The organism is Cellulomonas fimi ATCC 484 (genome assembly GCF_000212695.1).
Taxonomy (GTDB): domain Bacteria; phylum Actinomycetota; class Actinomycetes; order Actinomycetales; family Cellulomonadaceae; genus Cellulomonas; species Cellulomonas fimi.
The window spans coordinates 94,488-114,843 of record NC_015514.1; the positions used below are offsets into that span (position 1 = coordinate 94,488).

Sequence of the window (20,356 nt, forward strand, 5' to 3'; positions counted from 1 at the left end):
GCTGCGTCACGCGGGCGAGCGGCGCACCACGGTCAGGTGCAGCGCCGCCCGTGCCCCGGGAGGCACCGCCGGGTGCCGCGGGGCGACCGGGTCGAGCCGGACGTAGCGCGACCCGAGCGGCGGGCGGGGGTCGGGGTCGCCCGCGTTCGGCCACAGCGCGCACGCGCGCTCGGCCTGCGCGGTGATGGTGAGCGACGGGTTGACGCCGAGGTTCGCCGAGATGGTCGAGCCGTCCATGACGTGCAGCCCGGGGTGGCCGAAGGCGCGGTGGTACGCGTCCACGACGCCCGTCGCGGCGGTCTCCCCGATCGTGCACCCGCCGATGAAGTGCGCGGTCATCGGGACGTCCACGACCTCGCCCAGGCTGCCCATGGCGGCACCGTCGACGTGCCGGGCCATCGCGCGGTAGGCCGCGTTCGCCTGCGGGAGCCACGTCGGGTTCGGCTCGCCCGCCCCCGGCGTGGACGTGAGACGCCAGCGACCACGCCACGTGCGCCGCGGCCGGACGGTGATCGAGGAGTCGCCCGTCTGCATGACGAGCCCGATGACGGTGCGCTCGGACCACGAGCGGATCCCGAGCAGCACCGAGGCGACCTGCCCGGGGTGCCGCAGCACCTGCCCGGCCCACCGCAGCGGCCGCGGCACGCGCCCGCCGCCGTCGGTGAGCACGGTGCCGAGCAGCCCCATGAGGTTCGAGCCGCGGCCGTACCGCACGGGCTCCAGGTGCGTGCGGTCGTCGAGCCAGACGGACGACGTGATGGCGACGCCGCTGTTGAGCGGCGTGCGACGACGCGCGCCGCGCAGCCGGCGGACGGCCCCGCCGAGAGCCTCGGAGTTGGTGCGCGTGAGGGTCCCGAGCCGGTCGGACAGGTGCGGCAGGACGCCGTCGGCCTTCATCCGGTGCAGCAGCACCTGCGTGCCCCATGCACCCGCGGCGACGACGACCTGGTCCGCGCGCAGCGTGCGGTGCCCGCCGGGCCGGCCGGTGCGGTGCACGTCGACGTCGTACCCGCCGCCGGGGCGCGGCCGCAGCGCGTCGACGGTCGTGTCCGGGACGACCCGCGCGCCGGCACGCTCCGCGAGCCACAGGTAGTTGGTCTCGAGCGTGTTCTTGGCGCCGTGCCGGCAGCCGGTCATGCACTCGCCGCACTGGGTGCACGCGTGCCGCTCGGGGCCGACGCCGCCGAAGAACGGGTCCGGCACGCGTGCGCCCGGCGCGCCGAACACCACCCCGACGGGCGCGCGCCGGTAGGTGTGCGCGACGCCCAGGTCCCGCGCAGCCGCGCGCACGACGGCGTCCGCGGGGGAGTCGACGGGGTTCTCGACGACGCCGAGCATGCGTCGCGCCTGGTCGTAGTGCGGCGCGAGCTCCTCGCGCCAGCGCGTGATCGACGCCCACTGCGGATCCTCGAAGAACGCGTCGGACCGCGGCTCGTAGAGCGTGTTGGCGTAGACGAGCGAGCCGCCGCCGACGCCCGCCCCGGCGAGCACGACGACGTCGCGCAGCACGTGGATCCGCTGGATGCCGTGGCAGCCGAGCCGCGGCGCCCACAGGAAACGCCGCACGTCCCACGAGGTACGCGGCAGCGTCTCGGGCGTGAACCGGCGCCCGGCCTCCAGGACCGTGACGCGGTACCCCTTCTCGGACAGCCGCAGGGCCGCGACGGCACCGCCGAACCCGGAGCCCACGACGAGCACGTCGCGGCCGTCCGCCGAGCTCGTCATCGAGCACCTCCGGTGTCGCGCCGGCAGCCCTGCCGACGCGGGCGATCCTAGGCCGCGGCCCGCCCGGCGCGGCAGGCCCACCCGCGGCGGGCGTCGGTGCCGTCCGCCGGCCCGGCGTGCCGACCGGCGCACGCCGACCTACCCTGCGCCGGTGACGAGGCCGGCTCCGTGGGACGACGCACCGCCGACCGGGGACCGCGTGCCGCAGCACGGGCGCCCGGCACCGTGGCGCGCCCGGGGGCGTGCGGCCGCGCTTGCGGTGAGCGCGGTGCTGTGCCTGGGCGCGGGCTCGGCGGTCGCGGTGAGCGTCGGCGACGACGCCCCGCCGGAGGCCGCGCCGGCGACCCCGGCTGCGGACGACGCGCGCGCCGCGGCCCCGCGACCCACGCCGAGCCCCACGCCGTCGTGCACCCCCGCACCGGTCGAGCAGCAGGCGGCCGCGGTGCTCGTCGTCGGGCTGCCGGGGGTGACGCGTGCGGACGACCCGCTGGCCGTCGAGGTGACTGGGCTGGGTGTCGGGGGCGTGTTCCTGGCGGAGGGCAACGTCGCGTCCGCCGACCAGGTCTCGGCGCTGACGCAGGGTCTGCGGTCCCGGTCGGCGCGGCCGCTGCTGGTGACGACGGACGAGGAGTCGGGCCGGGTCGCGCTCGTGCGCGAGATCGTCGGCCCGGGGCCGTCGCCCCGGCGGATGGCCGCGCGGGAGACGCCCGAGCAGGTCCGGGCCCGGGCCGCGGCGACCGGTGAGCGGCTCGCCGAGATCGGCGTCGACGTGGACCTCGCGCCGGTGCTCGACCTCGACGACGGCCCGTGGGCCGGGGTGATCGGGGACCGGTCGTTCAGCGCCGACCCGGAGCGCGCCGCGCGGTACGGGCTCGCGTTCGCCGCGGGTCTCGACGACGCGGGCGTCGTCCCGACCGTCAAGCACTTCCCGGGGCACGGCCGCTCGACGGTCGACTCCCACACGCGCTCGTCCGTCGTCGACGCGACCCTCGAGCACCTCACGGCGACCGACCTGCTGCCGTTCCAGCGGGCCGTCGACGCGGGCGCGCCCGTCGTGATGCTCAACCACCTGCAGTACGCGGCGCTCGACCCGGACCTGCCCGCGTCCCTGAGCCCGCGCGCGTACGCGCTGCTGCGGGACATGGGCTTCGAGGGGGTCGCGATCACCGACTCCGTGGGCATGGGCGCGGTCAACCTGCGCTGGGACTTCCCGGAGGCTGCCGTGCGCGCGGTCGGCGCCGGGGCGGACGCGGTGCTCGCGACGGACGGCGCGCAGGCGGTCCGGATGCGCGACGCGCTCGTGGAGGCGGTGCGCTCGGGCCGGCTCCCGTCCGAGCGGCTGGCGGAGGCGGCCGCCCGCGTGACGGCGCTCGCGGGCGGCGACCCGGTCGCGATGTCGTGCCGGGAGGTGGCCCTGCCGGCGTTCGCGCCGCCGGACCCCGCGCCGTCCCCGACCGTCACCCCCGCCGCCCCCTGAGCCCCCCAGGGGGCCCATGCTCCCCGCGAGCCCGGCCGGCCGGGCGCCTCAGACCGGCCCGTTCGGAGACCTGACCTGGGCGGACGCGCGTCGGCTGTGGGTGCCCGGTCCTACCGTGGGGGCGTGATCACGCGACTGCCCTCCCACGTCGGCGACCCCACCTGCGCGAGCGTGGTGCGGGCCGGTGGCTTCCTGTTCCTCGCGCACCACGCCGGCGGGTTCGAGCGCCGCGACTACGCGCACCAGACGCGCGCGACGCTCCACGCCCTGGGGGAGACGCTCCGCGCCGCCGGTGCCGGGTTCGAGCACGTGGTGCAGGTGACGCTCTGGCTGCGCGAGTACTCCGACGAGACCCGCGCCGCGTGGGACGTGTTCGGGGAGGTCTTCGGCGACGCGCCGCCGGCGCGCATGACGGCGACGACCGACTTCTTCGACCCCGCGTGCCTCGTCATGGTCGACGCGGTCGCGTACGTGGGCGACTGACGACCCGGGCGGCACCGGGACAAGGACGGGCCGCGCCAGGTCCGACGTGCCCCCGTCGCACGCGGCGGGCCGGGGTAGATTGCGGCCGTCCGCGCGGTCCGGTGGGCCCGGGGGCGACGACGTGAGGGGGTGGCGGTGGCGACGATGGCCGACGTCGCGGCGCGCGCGGGCGTCTCGGCGAAGACGGTCTCGAACGTCCTGAGCGGCTACCCGTACATCCGCCCCTCGACGCGCGAGCGCGTGCTGGCGGCGGTCGACGAGCTCGGGTACGAGATCAACGTGACGGCCCGCAACTTCCGGTCCGGCCGCACGGGGGTCGTGGGCCTCGCGGTGCCGGAGCTGGGCCAGCCGTACTTCGGCGAGCTCGCGGACGAGATCCTCGCCGCCGCGCGGGCGCGGGACCTGCAGGTCGTCGTCTCGCCGACGGGCTTCACGCGCGAGGGCGAGCTGGCCGCGCTGCGCGAGCCGCGGCGGCGGCTGGTCGACGGCCTGCTGTTCAGCCCGGCGGCGCTCGTGCAGGACGACGCGGGGCTGCTCGAGGACCTCGGCTACCCGCTCGTGCTGCTGGGCGAGCAGATGTTCTCCGACAAGGTCGACCACGTGACGATGCGCAACGTCGAGGGCGCGCGCGCCGCGACGGACCTGCTGCTCGACGCGGGCCGGCGCAGCATCGCGGTGATCGGGATGCTGCACGCGCCGACGGCGGGCTCGGCGACGCTGCGCTTCCGTGGGTACACCGAGGCGCTCGCGGCCCGCGGCCTCGCGGTCGACGAGCGGCTGCTCGGCTGGGCGGACGACGGCTGGCACCGCGGCAACGGTGCCCGGGCGATGGCGGACGTGCTGGAGACGGGCGTCGAGGTGGACGGCGTCGTCGCGTTCAACGACGCGCTCGCGCTGGGCGCGATGTACGAGCTGCAGGTGCGTGGCCGGGCGATCCCGCGGGACGTGGCGGTGGTCGGGTTCGACGACATCGAGGACGCGCGGTACTCGCGGCCGGCCCTGACGACGGTGGACCCGGGCCGCCGCGACATCGCGGAGTACGCGGTCGCGCTGCTGGACCGCCGGCTCGCGGCGGCGGCGCGCGGGGAGGCGCCGGGCGCGCCGGTGCTGCACGTCGCGGACATGCGCGTGATCGAGCGCGAGAGCACGCCGCGCCGCTCGTGACGTCCGCGACGGCGCCCCCGGGACCGTTGCTAAAACGTTGTCGAGAACGATTGACAGGGCTCGAAACCGTTGCGACGGTGTAGCCCGGACGTCGGCCTTCATCGGTGAAGAAGGCGGATTCTTCATCGGCGAAGAGCCCCTGGGCGCGTCCGCGCAGCGTCGTCCCCGGCGACGCGGCTGCATCACTCGACGACGAGTAGGAAGGCAGCTCGGATGAAGATGAGGGCGGTGCTCGCGGCGTCGACCGCGATGCTCGTGTGCGCGGCGGGACTCGCGGCGTGCAGCAACGACGACGGTGGCGGCGGCGACGAGGGCGAGGGCGTCACGCTGACGTTCTGGCACAACGCGTCGACCGGCGCAGGCAAGCAGTTCTGGGACGACACGGTCGCGGACTTCATGGCGGAGAACCCCGACGTCACGGTGAAGGTGCAGTCGATCCAGAACGAGGACCTCGACGGCAAGCTGCAGACGGCCCTCAACTCGGGCGACGCGCCGGACGTCTTCCTGCAGCGCGGCGGCGGCAAGATGGCCGCGATGGTCCGCGCGGGGCAGCTGCTCGACCTGACCGACCTGGTCACGGACGAGACGAAGGGCCTCATCCCCGAGGGCTCCTTCAAGGCGAACCAGATCGAGGGCAAGACGTACGCGATGCCGATCGCCGTGCTCCCCGGCGGCATCTGGTACAGCAAGGACCTGTTCGCGGCCGCGGGCATCACGCAGACGCCCGCCACGATCGAGGACCTCGACGCGGCCGTCGAGGCGCTCAAGTCCACGGGTGTCGCGCCCATCGCGCTCGGCGCCAAGGACGCCTGGCCCGCCGCCCACTGGTACTACTTCTTCGCGCTGCGCGCGTGCAGCCCCGACACGCTCGAGGCCACCGCCGAGTCGATGACGTTCGACGACCCGTGCTGGGTCGAGGCGGCCGAGAACCTCGAGGCGCTCGCGGCGACGGAGCCGTTCAACGAGGGCTTCCTCACGACGTCGGCCCAGCAGGGCGCGGGCTCGTCGGCGGGCCTGCTGGCGAACCACCAGGCGGCGATGGAGCTCATGGGCGCCTGGAACCCGGGTGTCATCGGCTCGCTCACGCCGGACGAGAAGCCGCTGCCCGACCTCGACTGGTTCGCGTTCCCGGAGGTGCCGGGCGGCGAGGGTGAGCCGGGCTCGATCCTCGGCGGCGTCGACGGGTACTCGTGCTCCGCGAAGGCGCCGAAGCAGGAGTGCGCGGACTTCCTCAACTTCATCGCGAAGACGGACGTGCAGGAGGCCTACTACAAGGCGTTCAACGCGCCGCCGGTGAACACCGAGGCGCAGGCCGTCATCACCGAGCCGTACCTGCAGAGCGTGCTCGAGGCGTACAACGCGGCGCCGTACGTGTCCCAGTGGCTCGACACCGTGTACGGCCAGAACGTCGGCAACGCGCTCAACGTGGCGGTCGTCGACCTGCTCGCGGGCAAGAGCGACGCCGCGGGGCTCGTCGAGTCCGTGAACGCGGCCGCCGCGAAGGCGTAGGGGCAGTCGGGCGGATGACCGACATGCGCGAGAGCTCGCGTCCCACGACGACCTCGGCGGCGGGCTCGCGCGCCGGCGGGGACGGCACGACCGTGTCGTCCCCGCCGCGCCGGCGGCGCCGCGGCAGCACGTGGCGCGAGCGGTTCGAGGTCGCGGTGCTCACGGGCCCCGCGCTCGTGGTGTTCCTGACGTTCGTGATCGTGCCCGTGCTCATGGCGGGCTACTACGGGTTCTTCCGCTGGGAGGGGTACGGGCCGCCGACGGACTTCGTCGGGCTGCAGAACTACCGGACGATCCTGGCCGACCCGCTGTTCCACGACGCCCTGCGGCACAACGCGTTCATCGTGGTGTTCTCCCTGGTCCTGCAGGGGCCGGCGGCGATCCTCATCGCGTTGCTGCTCAACCGCCGGATGCGGGGGCAGTCGCTCATCCGCGTCCTGATCTTCGTCCCGTACGTCATCTCCGAGGTCGTCGTCGGCACCGGGTGGAGCCTCATGCTGCAGAGCACGGGCGCGCTCAATGACCTGCTCGAGAAGGTCGGGCTCGGGGGTCTGCAGAACGAGTGGCTGTCCGACCCGGACATCGCCATCTGGACCCTCATGGGCATCATCACGTGGAAGTACATCGGCTTCGCCGTGATCCTCTTCCTCGCGGGGCTCCAGGGCATCCCCGAGGAGCTGCACGAGGCGGCGGCCATCGACGGGGCGTCGTACTGGCAGGTGCAGCGGAGGATCACGCTGCCGCTGCTGGGCCCGACGATGCGCATCTGGGCGTTCCTGTCGATCATCGGCGCGCTGCAGCTGTTCGACCTCGTCTACATCATCTGGGGCCAGTACATCGCGTCGACCGCCGGCACCTCGACCATGGCGACGTACATGGTCTCGTTCGGCCGCAACGCCGGCAGCTACGGCTTCGGCAACGCCGTCGCGGTCGTGCTCTTCCTCATCTCGCTCGTCGTGGCCCTCGTCTACCAGCGGTACGTGCTGCGCCGCGACACCGAGGGCGCCCTGACCGGAGGTGTGCGCTGATGGCCGTCCCGACCCTCGCCGCCACGCGCGTCGTCGTCCCGCGCGACGGGACCCGCAACCGTCGCGCCGGCCAGCGCCTGCCGTGGGGCAGCCCGCCCGTGTACGGCTTCGCGGCGCTGCTGGTCGTCGCGATGCTCGCGCCCGTCGCGTTCATCGTCGTCGGCGGCTTCCGGACGAACGCGCAGATCACGTCCGACCCGTCGGCGCTGCCCGACCCGTGGCTGCTCGACAACTACGTGGGCGTGCTCACGGGCAGCGTCTTCTGGCAGCAGGTCCTCAACTCCGCGATCGCCGCGGGCGTCACGACGGCCGGTGTCGTCGCCCTGGGGCTCATGGCGAGCTTCGCGATCGCGCGGTACCCGTTCCGCGGCCGCGGGGCGATGTACGCGCTGTTCGCCGCGGGGCTGATGTTCCCGATGACGGTCGCGATCACGCCGCTGTACATCATGGTCCGGACGCTCGGGCTCATGAACAACCTCGGCGGCGTGATCCTGCCGCAGATCGCGTTCGCGCTGCCGACGACCGTCATCATCCTCGTGCCGTTCCTGCGGGCGATCCCGTCGGAGCTGCAGGAGGCGGCGGCGATCGACGGGTGCAGCCGGCTCGGGTTCTTCTGGCGGATGGTCCTGCCGCTGTCGCTGCCCGGCGTCATCACGGTCGGCATCCTGGCGTTCATCGGCAGCTGGAACAGCTATCTCCTGCCGCTGTTCATCCTCAACGACGCGGAGACGTTCACCCTGCCCCTCGGCGTGCAGGCGTTCGCGTCCGAGTACTCGGTCGACACCGCCAAGGTGCTCGCGTTCACGTCGCTGGCGATGCTGCCCGCGCTCGTGTTCTTCAGCCTGTTCGAGCGGCGGATCGTCGGCGGCCTGACCGGGGCGGTCAAGGGATGACCCGGCGCGTGGCGGGGCGGGGCGCGGACCCGTGCGGCTGACGGGCGAGCACGTCCTGACGGTGGACGCGCTGCTGGGCGACGTCGTCGACGTGGGCGAGACGCCGACGGGCCACCGGCGGGTCATCCCCGTGGTGGGCGGCACGGTCTCCGGGACCGTGACCGGCGAGGTGCTGCCCGGCGGCGCCGACTGGAACCTCGAGCGGCGCGACGGCTCGACGGAGCTGTGGGCGCGCTACGAGCTGCGGCTGTCGGACGGGGCGGTCGTGTCGGTCGTCAACACCGCGGTGCACGAGCCGTCACCGCGGCTGCCGATCCTCACGACGCCGCGCTTCGACCTGGCCGACGGCGGCCCCGTGGAGCTGCGGACGGGCGTGCACGTGGGTCTTCTCGTGCCGCGGACCGACGAGCACGGGCGGCTGCGGTCGGTGCGCGTGGAGGTGCTGCGCGTCGGGGTGGCGCAGGCCTGACGACGTGGGGGAGGGCGGTCCGCGACGGTGCGGGCCGCCCTTCTCGCGTCCGAAACTGTCGGAGTCCTGACCGTCCGACGGAGGGCTCCACCCTGCCTGTGAGCGCGCGGAGGGGCCGGTTCGCGCGTCTCTCCATCGGTGGAGGTCACCCAAACGGGTTCCTAATCGTTTCGGATTGACTTTCGCAACTTTCTGGACCGGTCCACTGCTTGATCGCCGTCCGGGGGCCGGGGAGGGTGTCATCCCGGCGTTCACCGCCGACATGCACCCACTCACCAAGGAGGGTTCGATGACGACCCCACGTCTCCACCGCCGGGGCCGGCTCGCCGCCGCCGTCGGAGGCCTCGCCGCCGCCACGCTGGCAGTGGCGCTCGCCGTCCCGGCCGCCGCCGCGGGGAGCACCCTGCAGGCCGCCGCCGCCGAGAGCGGCCGGTACTTCGGCACCGCGATCGCCGCGAGCCGGCTGAGCGACGGCACCTACACCGGCATCGCGAACCGCGAGTTCAACATGATCACGGCCGAGAACGAGATGAAGATGGACGCCACGGAGCCCAACCGTGGCCAGTTCAGCTACTCCAACGGCGACCGGATCGTGAACTGGGCCCGCCAGAACGGCAAGCAGGTCCGCGGCCACGCGCTCGCGTGGCACTCGCAGCAGCCCGGCTGGATGCAGAACCTCTCGGGCACCGACCTGCGCAACGCGATGCTCAACCACGTGACCCAGGTCGCCACGTACTACCGGGGCAAGATCTACGCGTGGGACGTCGTCAACGAGGCGTACGCCGACGGCTCCTCGGGCGCCCGCCGCGACTCCAACCTGCAGCGCACCGGCAACGACTGGATCGAGGCCGCGTTCCGCGCCGCCCGCGCCGCCGACCCGAACGCGAAGCTCTGCTACAACGACTACAACACCGACAACTGGTCCCACGCCAAGACGCAGGGCGTCTACAACATGGTCAAGGACTTCAAGGCGCGCGGCGTCCCGATCGACTGCGTCGGCTTCCAGGCGCACTTCAACTCCGGCAACCCCGTGCCGTCGAACTACCACACGACCCTGCAGAACTTCGCCGACCTCGGGGTCGACGTGCAGATCACCGAGCTCGACATCGAGGGCTCCGGCAGCTCGCAGGCGCAGCAGTACCAGGGCGTCGTCCAGGCCTGCCTCGCGGTCTCCCGCTGCACCGGCATCACCGTCTGGGGCGTGCGTGACACCGACTCCTGGCGCGCCTCGGGCACCCCGCTGCTGTTCGACGGCTCGGGCAACAAGAAGGCCGCCTACACGAGCGTCCTCAACGCGCTGAACGCGGGCGGCACGACGACCCCGACGCCGAACCCGACCAACCCGACCCCGACGCCCACGCCGACCAACCCGGGCGGCGGCAGCCCGAGCTGCACCGCCACCTACTCGGAGGGCCAGAAGTGGGGCGACCGGTTCAACGGCACGGTCACCATCCGCGCCACCACGAACATCAGCAGCTGGCAGTCGACCGTGACCGTCCGGTCGCCGCAGAAGATCATCGCGACGTGGAACGGCTCCCCGACGTGGGACTCGAGCGGCAACGTCATGACGATGCGACCCAGCGGCAGCGGTGCGCTCGCGGCCGGGCAGTCGACGTCGTTCGGCTTCACCGTCCAGCACAACGGCAACTGGACGTGGCCGAGCGTCACGTGCGCGGCATCCTGACCCGCTGACGCGCGCGACGGGCGCGGCACCCTCCCTCGGGGTGCCGCGCCCGTCGACGTCTTGCCGTCCGGCCGGCGTGCCGCGAGCATCGGTCCACGACCGGGGAGGTGGGCCGTGCCGCAGGAGCCTCGCGTGCTGTGGACCGACGAGTTCGCCGGACCGCCCGGGTCGCCGCCCGACCCGCAGGTGTGGCGGCACGAGACCGGCGCGGGCGGCTGGGGCGACGAGCAGGTGCAGCGCTACACGACGTCGCCGCGCAACGCGCACGTCACGCCCGAGCACCGGCTGGCGATCACCGCGCACCGTGAGCCCGACGGCGAGATCACGTCCGCCCGGCTCACCACGCACCACCGGCTGAGCGTGCGGAACGGCCGCGTCGAGGCGCGCCTGCGGCAGCCGCGCGGCGCCGGCACGTGGTCCGCGTTCTGGATGCTGGGCGACGACCTCGACGAGGTCGGGTGGCCGGCGTGCGGCGAGATCGACGTCGTGGAGCACGTCGGCGCGCAGCCGCGCACCGTGCACGGCACGGTCCACGGGCCGGGCTACGCGGGCGTCGGCGGTGGCGTCGGCGCGTCGCACGAGGCGTCCGTCCCGCTGGCCGACGCGTTCCACACCTCCGCCGTCACGTGGTCCGACGACGAGATCCGCTGGGACCTCGACGGCGTCGTCTTCCACCGCGTCACGCCCGACGACGTCCCCGGCCCGTGGCCGTTCCGGCACGGCTTCCACCTGCTGCTCAACCTCGCCGTCGGCGGGCGCTGGCCCGGCAACGACGCGACGGCGCTGCGGCTGCCGGCGACGCTCCTGGTCGACCGCGTGCGTGTGCTGGACGTCGGTGGCGGGGGTTCCGTCACGCTGCGCGCGTGAGGCGGGGAGCCCCGGGGTGACGTCACGGGCGCGGCTCAGGCGCCCGGGCTCGTCTCCGTCCACACGTAGCCGTGCGCCCGGAACGCCGCCGCGAGGTCGCGCGCGGCGACCTCGGTCGACACGCGTGCGAGGTCGGTCCCGTCGGCGGCCAGCAGCACGAGCGCGCCGCCCTCGTGCAGCGCCTCGCGGACGTCCGCGCGTCGGTAGCGGCGCACGCCCTTGGCGTACGCGACGACGACCTCGTCCCGCGTGACCTCGAGCCGCGGCTGCTTCGACTGCCAGTCGGAGGCGAAGGCGGCCCCGACCCCCGCTCCGAGCGCGACGAGCGCGACGAGGCCCCACGCCCCCCAGGAGTCGGCGATCTCGTCGAGCGTGACCAGGACGGGCCGGAACGGCAGCCACGCCAGGGACAGGGCCCAGTCCCGCAAGAGGTAGACGGCCACACCGAGGCCGGCGCCGCCGCCTGCGAGCAGGAGCCACGTGACCGCGACGTCGTCGCTGGGCACGCGCAGCACCGTGACGTCGGCGGGTGGGGTCGCGTCGCGGTCGCGGGAGTACTTGTCCACGGCCGCCATGATTGTCGCGACCGCGGAGCGACGGCTCCCCCTTCCGGCGGATCCTGCCCGGTGCCGGGTCGTCCTCACGGCCCCCTCCCGCGGGTGCGTCGCCGGGTGGATCATGGGCCTCACCACGACGTGAGGAGGCGCAGGTGTCCCACGAACGAGAGGGCCGGCGGCGGCCGGACCTGCCGAGCATCGTCCGGGTCGTCACGATCGCGCTGGCGGTGACCGCGCTCGTCAAGGAGCTGCGGACGCCGGCGGACGAGCGGCAGTGGCACGGGAAGGTCGTCGGCTTCGTGCCGTACGAGTTCCGGCTGCCGACGTTCGAGCGCGTGCGCGCGCGCCTGTGGGACCCGGAGGCGGAGCACGTCCTCGGCCCGAAGGTGTTCGGCGTCGGCTGGACCGTCAACGTCGGCCGTGTGGTGGCCCTCGGGCGGGAGCGGGTCGCCTCCGGCGACTGACCCGTGCGCCCGAGGCGGGGGCGTCGGCGGAGCGCCGGGGCCCGGTTCGGCGCGGTCGTGCGGCCTGCGTCATGGCATTCTCAATCACGGCAATACTCGTGTCAGAAACAGGCATGACTACCGCGTCGTCGCTGGTAGCGTGCTCGCGACCCGGGATCCCGGGCTTGCAGGGGGAAAAGTGCGAGGGCGGAGCTCTGCCCGGACGACGCAGGTGTCTCCCTCGACATGTGGAGGAAACTCGTGACGCAAAGGCGTGTCATCTCAGCCGTCACCGCGGCAGTGCTCGCGGTCGGCCTCGCGGCCGCGGCGATCCCGGCGCAGGCCGTGTCCGCGACGAACAGCTACTCGTACCCTGGGGGGCGCTACCTCCAGGCGAACGTCTGGCTCGAGAACCAGAGCGGCCGCAACTTCAACTGGACGTCGAGCTCCAAGTATCTCGGCTCCGGCTCCGGACCGAGCACGGCCTCGTCGATCACGAACGAGGTGAAGATCTGGGTCAACGGGGTCGGCGTGAGCCTGGGCAACGCGTCGGGCGCCACGACCAGCGACAAGGACTTCGGCCTCAAGTGGACGAACACGAACACGTGGATCAGCGACCTGGCCGGGTCGAACTCCGTGACGAACCTGCTGTACCTGAACATCAACGGGTCGAGCTTCGCGATCGCGAGCATCCCGTACTTCGGCACGCCGAAGTCCACGACCGCGACCGTGACTAAGTGGCTCTGAGCACCACCACGGCACCCTCGCGGGTGAACGTCCCCGCCCCCAGGAGGCGCCTCGCGCTCCTGGGGGCGGGGGCGGTGCTCCTCATGACGGCCGCTGCCGCAGGCCTGCTGTGGCAGCGGTCGGTGCACGCGCACGACGGCTTCGTCGACGACGCCGCCGTGGAGCAGGGCCTCACCCTCCTGACCAACCCGGAGGGCCGCCTGCAGCTCCCGGTGCGCGAGGGCGAGACCTCGCTCGAGATGACCGCGTGGACGCGCGACGTCCTGCGTCGGGTCGGGCTGCCTGCTCCGGAGCTGAGCCCCGCCCCCGAGGCGTTCGACGCGGAGTCCGCCCGGTACTCCCCCGTCTGGAGCACGTACTTCGCGGTGCTCGCGGGGCTGCCGGTGCCGTCCGACCAGCGCACCGCGGCCGAGGAGGCCGTGGCGGCCCTGGCCGTCGCCCCGGACGACCGTGCGGCTGCCGACGTGATGATGTCGATGTGGGCGGCCCAGCAGGCGGGGCTCGGGGACGCCCTGCCTCCGGCCGCGCTCGCCTGGGCCCGCGACCAGGTGCAGGAGTGCCACGGGAACGCCTACACGCTCGTGCACACCGTCCAGGCGCTGACCGCGACGGGCGAGCAGGAGGAGCCGCTGGTGGTCGCCCTGCGCGGCTGCCTCGCCGAGTCCGGTGCCGGCGTGACCGCGCCCCAGGTGCCCCGGCACGAGGAGGAGCTGCTGGCGACAGTCGGTGAGGCGCTCGCCTTCGACGAGGTCGGATGGCCCGCGGACGTGCCGCGTGACGCCTACGCCGCCGCGCTCGCGCCCCAGCCCTGGTCGTGGTCCGACCCGTGGTGGTCGGCCTTCAGCCTGCGCGGGTTCGTCGCGGCGGGGGGCGACCCGGTCGCGTACGCGCCGGTGGCCCGGGAGTGGGTGGAGCACCTCGACGAGGACGGGACGATGCCGGTCCTGATGATCGACCAGCCGAACCCCGAGCAGGACATGTTCGCCGCGATGATCGCGCACCGCGTCGGTGTCGAGTGGTCCGGCCTGCCGGCGCAGACGCTCCGGGCGACGGCGGCCGACGTCGCGCAGTGGCCCGACGAGCGGCACGCGACGTGGACGCTCTCGGCGTACCTGCAGGGCGTCGAGCTCACGCAGGAGGAGAGCGAGCGGTCCGCCGAGCCCGTCCGCCGGTGCGCGCAGGACACCGTCGACCTCGGCTCGCTGCGTCGGCACTGGGTCTGCGAGCTCGCAGCCGACGCCCTCGGCGTCGACGTGGCGGACGCGGACGTGGGTCCCGCGTTCTACCGCGGGCTCGAACCGGCTGCGGCGGTCGAGGCCGCGGCCGTGCTCGAGCCGACCGACCTCCCCGCGGAGGTCCGGTCCGCGATCACCACCGTCGCGTCCGAGCCCGGCCGGCACGGGACCCAGACCGTGGCGCAGGCCCTTCTGGTCGCCCGCCGGTTCCCCGGCACCCTGACGGACGAGGCGCCGCTCGTCGACGCGATCGAGCGCGCCCGTGCCGAGGCGGACCTGTCCGGCCTCTACACGACCACCCCTGGCGACGGGGTCGTGGACGTGTACGCGACGTACTGGGTGTGCGCCGCCGACGCCGAGGAGCCGGCGCGATGACCGTGCGGCTCGAGCAGGTGACGGTGACGTACCCGACACCCCAGGGTGGCGTGGACGCCTGCCGCGACGTGGACCTCACCACCGAGCCCGGGAAGGTCGTGGCCCTCGTCGGGCCGTCGGGAAGCGGCAAGACCACCGTCCTGTCCGTGCTCGCGCTGCTGCAGCGACCGACCTCGGGCCACGTGTGGTTCGGGGGCCGCGACCTCGCCCGCACCTCCGAGCGCGAGCGAGGACGGGTCGGACGCCAGGAGGTGGGCATGGTGTTCCAGCGGGGAGTGCTCGTCGAGCACCTGACGGCGGTGGAGAACGTGGCGCTGCCGCTCCTGGCGGACCGGCGGCGGACCGCCCGCAGCACCGCGACCCGGTTGCTCGCCGACATGGGACTCGCCGAGCACCAGGACAAGCTGCCCGGTGCGCTGTCCGGCGGCGAGGCGCAGCGGGTCGCCGTGTGCCGGGCCGTCGTGCGGCGTCCGTCCCTCGTCGTGGCGGACGAGCCGACGTCGAGCCTCGACGAGGACTCCGCAGGGCACGTCCGCGCCGCGCTGCGAGGGCTCGCCGAGGCGGGAGCGTCCGTCGTCGTCGCGACGCACGACGCCGCCACCTGGGCGTGGGCCGACGAGGTCGTCCGCATGGACGCCGGGGAAGGAGCGCCGTGAGCGCACGGGACACCGTCACGTGGACGGATCTCGTCGTGGGGGGCGTGCGACGCCTGCGCGGGCGGTACGTGAGCCTCGCCGTCGTCGTCTCGATCAGCTGTGCCGGCAGCCTCTTCGCGCTGCTGCTCGGGTCCTACGCGGACCGCCAGACCGCGCAGGACGCCGACGCGACGGCCGTGCTGCGGGAGATCACGCTCTACCCGTCCCAGACCCTCCTGACGCCCGCCACGCTCGACGGGGTGCGCGGCGAGGACGGCGTCGAGTCCGTGTCACCGTTCCTGCGCGTCACCGCCGGGATGCGGACCACGGGCAGCGACCTCAGCCTCGTGGCGCTGACCCCGGCGATCCGGCCGCCCCTCGTGGCGGGCTCGTTCGAGCCTGCAGAGGACGACCGTGGAGTGCCCGGCGTGGTGCTGCCGGCGACGATCGGCTCGCTCGACCTGCGGACGCTCGTCGGCCGCGACGTCGACCTGACGGTCACCGTCGCGCTGGACGAGGGCATCGGCACGACGCGGGACCTCACGTTCCACGTGACGGGGGTGAGCGACCCGACCTACCAGGTGGACGCACCGGATGCCGCGTACGCCGCGTTCGAGGTCGTCGAGCCCCTCTACCTCGACCGGCTGGGCGTCGGGGAGGACGGGGTGGAGGCCGTCGGGGGGTACGACAAGGCGACGGTCGTCGCGGCGGCGGGGACGGACGTCGAGGAGCTCACCCGCACGTTGCAGGGCCAGGGGTTCCAGGCGGTCTCGCGCAGCCAGGAGCTCGCGACGCTGCCCGGCATCATCGTCCTCATCCGCACCGCTGGCGGCGTCGTCGTCGGGCTGCTCCTGGTGATCAGCGCGGTGAGCGCCGGGGTTCTCGTGACCTCGCTCGCGCGGCAGCGCACGTCCGAGCTCGGCGTGCTGCGCTCGGTCGGCTGGTCACCCGCGCGGGTGCTCGGGCTGTGGCTCGGGGAGCTCGGGATCGTCGTGACGAGCGCCGTGGTGGTCGGTTCGGTCGTCGGTGCCGGCGCGGGGCTGCTGCTGGGCGGCGCGCTCCGGGAGGGGATCGCCGACGGCCAGCTGGGCCCGGTGGAGATCGCGCCGCAGCACCTGCTCGTGCCGCTGGTGTTCCTCGTCCTCACCGTGCTCGCCGCGTCGCTCGCGATCACCCGGTCCGCGGCGCGCGACGTGGTCTCGGTCCTGAGGTCGCTGTCATGAGGCGCCGCGGCGGTGTCGTGCGGCGCGGTGGTGCGGCGGTCCTCGGCCTGGTGGCCGCCCTCACGGCATGCAGCAGGCCCCTGGACGTCCCGCTCACGCCGTTGCCGGGCGCGGACCTGTTTGCGGTGTCCGACGTGGACGGGGTGCCCGTCGTCGTCGGCATCGACGTCGACGAGCCCACCGCGGTGGCGACGGCTCGGGTGCTGCGGGGGCGCGGCGACGTGCACGCATCGTCGGTCGTCGGCGTCGGGCCCGACGGCGGCGCCGTGCTGAGCTGGTCCGGGTCCGGCGCCACGACGTCCTTCGTCACCGTCGGTGCGGCGGGGACGGACGTGCGCGAGACCGGGGTGGGCATCGACACGGGGTTGGCGGCGAGCCTGGGCGACACGGTGCTGGCGCTGCTGCCCGTGCTGGGCGGCGACGGTGCGCGCCTGCGGCGGGCATCGCTCGCCGACGGCGAGGACCTCGGCGACGTCGAGGTCGGCCTGGTTCCGCAAGCCCTGACGGGCCGCCCCGGGGCCGGGTTCCTCGTCGCCTCGTGGAGCGGGGGCCGGCTGGCCCTGCAGACGGTCGGGCTCGACGGGACCGCCGGCCCCGTGGAGCGGCGTGACCTCGGACCGGTCGACGTCCGCGCGGTCACCTGGGCGCAGGACGGGGTGGTCGTGGCCGCGGCGGCGCAGGGGCCGCTGCCCGAGCCGGCCCCGATCGCGCTCCCGGACGGCGGGTCGGTGGACGTGCGTGTCGAGCGGGTCGGACCCGCGACCGCGTTCGTGAGCGTCACACCGGACGCGATCGCGTACGACGTCACGATCGACGGGGGGCCCGGCGTGGCGGTGCGCGACCGTTCCACGGGGCACGAGGTGACCTTCCCGTCCCTGCGCGACGAGTCGGTGGCCGGTCTGGCGCTGACCGCCGACGGGTTCGTCGCGGTGCTCGGGACGACGACCGTGCTGGTGCGTGACCCCGGCAGCGGGGAGGTCGCCTCCGTGCGGCTGCCCGGTCCGTCGTCGACGGCGTGGGGCAGCCGGTGACGGCGCGCCGGCGCAGGGTGCCGTCGCCGGTTCCCGTCGTGGCCGTCGTGCTGCTGCTCGCCGCCTGCGCACCCGACGCGGACGAGGTGCCGGCGCCGCGGACGTCGGACGGTACCGCTCCGGTGACGGCGTTCCTCGAGCGTCTGCACGGGACGGAGAGCGACACGGCATCGCGGCTCCGCGCGACCGAGGAGCTCGTCGCGTCGTGCATGCGACGGGAGGGTTTCGACTACGTCCCGCGCCCCGTGGAGGTGCGGGAACGCGCGGCGGACGGCATCCCGGCGTGGGGCTCGCGCGAGTTCGCGGAGCGGTTCGGCTACGGGGCTGCCACCGAGTCGGTGCTGCTGGCGGCGCAGGGGGGCGACGAGCCGTCGGCGGCACCCGACCCGAACCTGGCGACCGTGCAGGCGCTCTCGCCGGAGGGGCAGGACGCGTACTGGACCGCGCTGCTGGGGCGTCAGGACGTGTCGGCCGGTGCGGACGGTCAGGCCTACGACTGGACGACGGCCGGGTGCACGGGGTGGGCGGAGCACGAGTCGGACGCGCGCACGGCGGTCGAGGACGACCCGGACCTCGCCGAGGTGGTGCGGGCGGCCGAGGAGATCGACCTCGCCGTGGAGCTCGACGCGCGCGTGCTGTCCGCCCTCGACGCGTGGTCGAGGTGCATGGCGCTGCGCGGGTACGACGTCGCGACGCCGCAGGACGCCGAGGCCGCGGCGTACGACGCCGTGACGCAGCTGCGCGCCGGGGGCGAGCTGCGTGACGACGGCTCGGTCGTCGTCGACCCGGCGGCGCTCGACGCGCTGGCGCAGCAGGAGGTCACGATGGCCACGGACGACGCCTCCTGCCGCGAGTCCGGCCGGCTCGACGAGGTCCGTCGCGACACCCGGGCAGACCTGGAGCAGCGGTTCTGGGACCAGCACGGGTCGGACCTCGAGCAGTGGTGGGCGGCGCGCGAGCGGGTGGCGTCGGACGGCTGACGTGCCGGTGCGTGCGACACGGCCTGGCCTGCGGTGCGTGCAATGTGATATCACATTGCTAGCACGCGCCGACGGCGCTGCATCGACCCGAGGAGCTGAGCCCCATGCCCGACACCACCACGCCCCCGCAGGACTCCGTCGGCGGTGACCCGAGCGGCCGTCCCGTCGGCCACGCGGGGGCACGCGTCGAGGTGGTGGAGCGTGCCGCGCCGTCCGGCGGCACGGCCCTGGCCCTGCTCGTCCTGCTCCTCGCCCTCGCGCTCGCCGTGCTCGGCGTCGTCGCCGTCGCGCTCGCCGACGCCGACGACGCCCCCGGCCTCGGCGCCATCGGCATCCTGCTCATGCTCGCCGCGGTCCTCCTGCCGTCCGGCGTCACCGTCATCAGCCCCGGGCAGACCAAGGTCGTGCAGCTCTTCGGCCGCTACCTCGGCACCATCCGGCGCACCGGCCTCGTCGCCACCGTGCCGCTGACCACCAAGAAGAAGGTCTCCGTCCGCGTCCGCAACTTCGAGACCAGCGAGCTCAAGGTCAACGACGCCGACGGCAACCCCGTCAACATCGCGTGCATCGTCGTCTGGCAGGTCACCGACACCGCGCGCGCCACGTTCGCCGTCGAGGACTACGAGGGCTTCGTGCGCGTGCAGTCGGAGTCCGCGCTGCGGCACGTCGCGATGTCCCACCCCTACGACGACGCCGAGGCCGGCGAGCGGTCCCTGCGCGGCGCGACCGACGTCGTCTCCGCCGAGATCGCGACCGAGGTCGCCGCGCGCGTCGTCATCGCCGGCGTCGAGGTCATCGAGGCCCGCATCTCCAACCTCGCGTACGCGCCCGAGATCGCCCAGGCGATGCTCCAGCGGCAGCAGGCGGGCGCGATCATCGCGGCGCGCGAGCGGATCGTCGAGGGTGCGGTGTCCATGGTCGAGGACGCGCTCGCCCGGCTGGAGCGCGACGGGATCGTCACCCTCGACGAGGAGCGGCGTGCGGCGATGGTCTCCAACCTGCTCGTCGTCCTGTGCGGCGAGAGCCGTGCGACGCCCGTCATCAACACCGGCAGCCTGTACGCGTGAGCACCACGCCGCCTGCCGACGCCCCGCCCCCGCGGCGGGAGCGTCGGCAGGTGCTGCTCCGGCTCGACCCCGCCGTGCACGACGCGCTCGCCCGGTGGGCCGCCGACGACCTGCGCAGCCTCAACGCCCAGGTCGACCTGCTCCTGCGCCGCGCGCTCGACGACGCCGGCCGCCTCCCGCGCGGCACTGCCCCGCCCCGCCGCCCGGGCCGGCCGCCCCGCGACGACCCGGCGTAGGGCGGGCGTCGCCGGCGTGTGGCAGCCTCGGCGGCATGGAGCGGGAGTCGCGGCACCTCAGCGTCCACGTCGAGCGGGCGGCGGCGGAGGTCTACGCGTTCGCGTCGCAGCCGTCGAACCTGCCGCGGTGGGCCTCCGGGCTCGGCAGCGACGTCGTGCACGAGGGCGACGACTGGTTCGTCGAGACGCCCGGAGGGCGGGCGCGCGTGCGGTTCGCACCCCCGAACGACCTCGGCGTCCTCGACCACGAGGTGCTGACGCCGGCGGGGGAGACGGTGCACGTCCCGCTGCGCGCGATCCCCGACGGCGACGCGTGCGAGGTCGTCTTCACGCTGCGGCGGGCGCCGGGCATGACCGACGAGGAGCTGGACCGCGACGAGGCGCTGGTGCGCGCGGACCTCGCGCGGCTCAAGGAGGTCGTCGAGGGGCGCTCCTGACGGCACGACGCCCGCGGCGACACGCGCGCGTCACGTCCTGCTCACCGGACGGTGCGCCTCCCGGAAACATCAGCAGGCCACGATGCGCTCG

Annotated in this window: 21 protein-coding genes; 19 read left to right on the forward strand and 2 right to left on the reverse strand. The window is 74.2% G+C overall.

Annotation, left to right across the window (positions count from 1 at the left end; genetic code table 11):
• Nucleotides 1-6: 6 nt before the first annotated feature.
• A complete protein-coding gene (locus CELF_RS00405; RefSeq protein WP_013769259.1) occupies nt 7-1,725 on the reverse strand; it encodes an FAD-dependent oxidoreductase in 1,719 nt (572 codons plus the stop codon).
• Between the two features lie 151 nt (nt 1,726-1,876).
• On the opposite strand from CELF_RS00405, the gene CELF_RS00410 reads away from it, so the two are divergent.
• The 9 genes from CELF_RS00410 (at nt 1,877) to CELF_RS00450 (ending at nt 11,299) form a co-directional block, all read left to right on the forward strand.
• On the forward strand, nt 1,877-3,202 hold the full coding sequence (locus tag CELF_RS00410) for a glycoside hydrolase family 3 N-terminal domain-containing protein (RefSeq protein WP_157457153.1): 1,326 nt from the start codon (nt 1,877-1,879) through the stop codon (nt 3,200-3,202).
• 123 nt (nt 3,203-3,325) lie between these two features.
• A complete protein-coding gene (locus tag CELF_RS00415; protein ID WP_013769262.1) occupies nt 3,326-3,685 on the forward strand; it encodes a RidA family protein in 360 nt (119 codons plus the stop codon).
• A 144-nt stretch (nt 3,686-3,829) separates the two neighbouring features.
• On the forward strand, nt 3,830-4,849 hold the full coding sequence (locus CELF_RS00420; protein ID WP_013769263.1) for a LacI family DNA-binding transcriptional regulator: 1,020 nt from the start codon (nt 3,830-3,832) through the stop codon (nt 4,847-4,849).
• Between the two features lie 213 nt (nt 4,850-5,062).
• On the forward strand, nt 5,063-6,358 hold the full coding sequence (locus CELF_RS00425; protein ID WP_013769264.1) for an ABC transporter substrate-binding protein: 1,296 nt from the start codon (nt 5,063-5,065) through the stop codon (nt 6,356-6,358).
• A gap of 14 nt (nt 6,359-6,372) precedes the next feature.
• Complete coding sequence (locus CELF_RS00430; RefSeq protein ID WP_041553287.1) at nt 6,373-7,386, forward strand: carbohydrate ABC transporter permease; 1,014 nt, start codon at nt 6,373-6,375, stop codon at nt 7,384-7,386.
• Nucleotides 7,386-8,279, forward strand: coding sequence for a carbohydrate ABC transporter permease (locus CELF_RS00435; RefSeq protein ID WP_013769266.1), 894 nt, complete (start codon nt 7,386-7,388; stop codon nt 8,277-8,279). The genes CELF_RS00430 and CELF_RS00435 overlap by 1 nt, the downstream gene beginning before the upstream one ends.
• A 31-nt stretch (nt 8,280-8,310) precedes the next feature.
• Complete coding sequence (locus CELF_RS00440; RefSeq protein WP_013769267.1) at nt 8,311-8,748, forward strand: DUF3237 family protein; 438 nt, start codon at nt 8,311-8,313, stop codon at nt 8,746-8,748.
• Between the two features lie 289 nt (nt 8,749-9,037).
• Nucleotides 9,038-10,432, forward strand: coding sequence for a glycoside hydrolase family 10 protein (locus tag CELF_RS00445; protein ID WP_013769268.1), 1,395 nt, complete (start codon nt 9,038-9,040; stop codon nt 10,430-10,432).
• A 132-nt stretch (nt 10,433-10,564) separates the two neighbouring features.
• A complete protein-coding gene (locus tag CELF_RS00450; protein ID WP_157457154.1) occupies nt 10,565-11,299 on the forward strand; it encodes a glycoside hydrolase family 16 protein in 735 nt (244 codons plus the stop codon).
• Nucleotides 11,300-11,334: 35 nt separating this feature from the next.
• On the opposite strand, the gene CELF_RS00455 is transcribed toward CELF_RS00450, so the two are convergent.
• The gene (locus tag CELF_RS00455; protein ID WP_126297626.1) at nt 11,335-11,865 is read right to left on the reverse strand and encodes a YqeB family protein; all 531 of its coding nucleotides are present in this window, start codon (nt 11,863-11,865) and stop codon (nt 11,335-11,337) included.
• Nucleotides 11,866-12,008: 143 nt separating this feature from the next.
• On the opposite strand from CELF_RS00455, the gene CELF_RS00460 reads away from it, so the two are divergent.
• The 10 genes from CELF_RS00460 to CELF_RS00505 all read left to right on the forward strand — a co-directional run bounded on the left by CELF_RS00460 (nt 12,009) and on the right by CELF_RS00505 (nt 20,265).
• Nucleotides 12,009-12,320, forward strand: coding sequence for a DUF5808 domain-containing protein (locus CELF_RS00460; RefSeq protein WP_013769271.1), 312 nt, complete (start codon nt 12,009-12,011; stop codon nt 12,318-12,320).
• A 240-nt stretch (nt 12,321-12,560) separates the two neighbouring features.
• Nucleotides 12,561-13,046, forward strand: a complete 486-nt coding sequence (locus CELF_RS00465) for a hypothetical protein (protein WP_013769272.1) — start codon at nt 12,561-12,563, stop codon at nt 13,044-13,046.
• The gene (locus CELF_RS00470) at nt 13,037-14,656 is read left to right on the forward strand and encodes a hypothetical protein (protein ID WP_126297628.1); all 1,620 of its coding nucleotides are present in this window, start codon (nt 13,037-13,039) and stop codon (nt 14,654-14,656) included. Before CELF_RS00465 ends, CELF_RS00470 begins: the two co-directional genes overlap by 10 nt.
• Nucleotides 14,653-15,312, forward strand: a complete 660-nt coding sequence (locus CELF_RS00475; RefSeq protein ID WP_013769274.1) for an ABC transporter ATP-binding protein — start codon at nt 14,653-14,655, stop codon at nt 15,310-15,312. The genes CELF_RS00470 and CELF_RS00475 overlap by 4 nt, the downstream gene beginning before the upstream one ends.
• On the forward strand, nt 15,309-16,514 hold the full coding sequence (locus CELF_RS00480) for an FtsX-like permease family protein (protein ID WP_013769275.1): 1,206 nt from the start codon (nt 15,309-15,311) through the stop codon (nt 16,512-16,514). Before CELF_RS00475 ends, CELF_RS00480 begins: the two co-directional genes overlap by 4 nt.
• The gene (locus CELF_RS20115; protein WP_013769276.1) at nt 16,511-17,545 is read left to right on the forward strand and encodes a hypothetical protein; all 1,035 of its coding nucleotides are present in this window, start codon (nt 16,511-16,513) and stop codon (nt 17,543-17,545) included. Before CELF_RS00480 ends, CELF_RS20115 begins: the two co-directional genes overlap by 4 nt.
• Nucleotides 17,546-17,583: 38 nt before the next feature.
• On the forward strand, nt 17,584-18,525 hold the full coding sequence (locus CELF_RS00490) for a hypothetical protein (RefSeq protein ID WP_126297629.1): 942 nt from the start codon (nt 17,584-17,586) through the stop codon (nt 18,523-18,525).
• 104 nt (nt 18,526-18,629) lie between these two features.
• Nucleotides 18,630-19,592: an SPFH domain-containing protein gene (locus CELF_RS00495; RefSeq protein ID WP_013769278.1), complete on the forward strand. Its 963-nt coding sequence runs from the start codon at nt 18,630-18,632 to the stop codon at nt 19,590-19,592.
• Nucleotides 19,589-19,828, forward strand: a complete 240-nt coding sequence (locus CELF_RS00500) for a type II toxin-antitoxin system antitoxin (protein ID WP_041553291.1) — start codon at nt 19,589-19,591, stop codon at nt 19,826-19,828. The genes CELF_RS00495 and CELF_RS00500 overlap by 4 nt, the downstream gene beginning before the upstream one ends.
• A 35-nt stretch (nt 19,829-19,863) precedes the next feature.
• Nucleotides 19,864-20,265, forward strand: a complete 402-nt coding sequence (locus CELF_RS00505) for an SRPBCC family protein (RefSeq protein WP_013769280.1) — start codon at nt 19,864-19,866, stop codon at nt 20,263-20,265.
• The last annotated feature ends 91 nt before the right edge of the window (nt 20,266-20,356 follow it).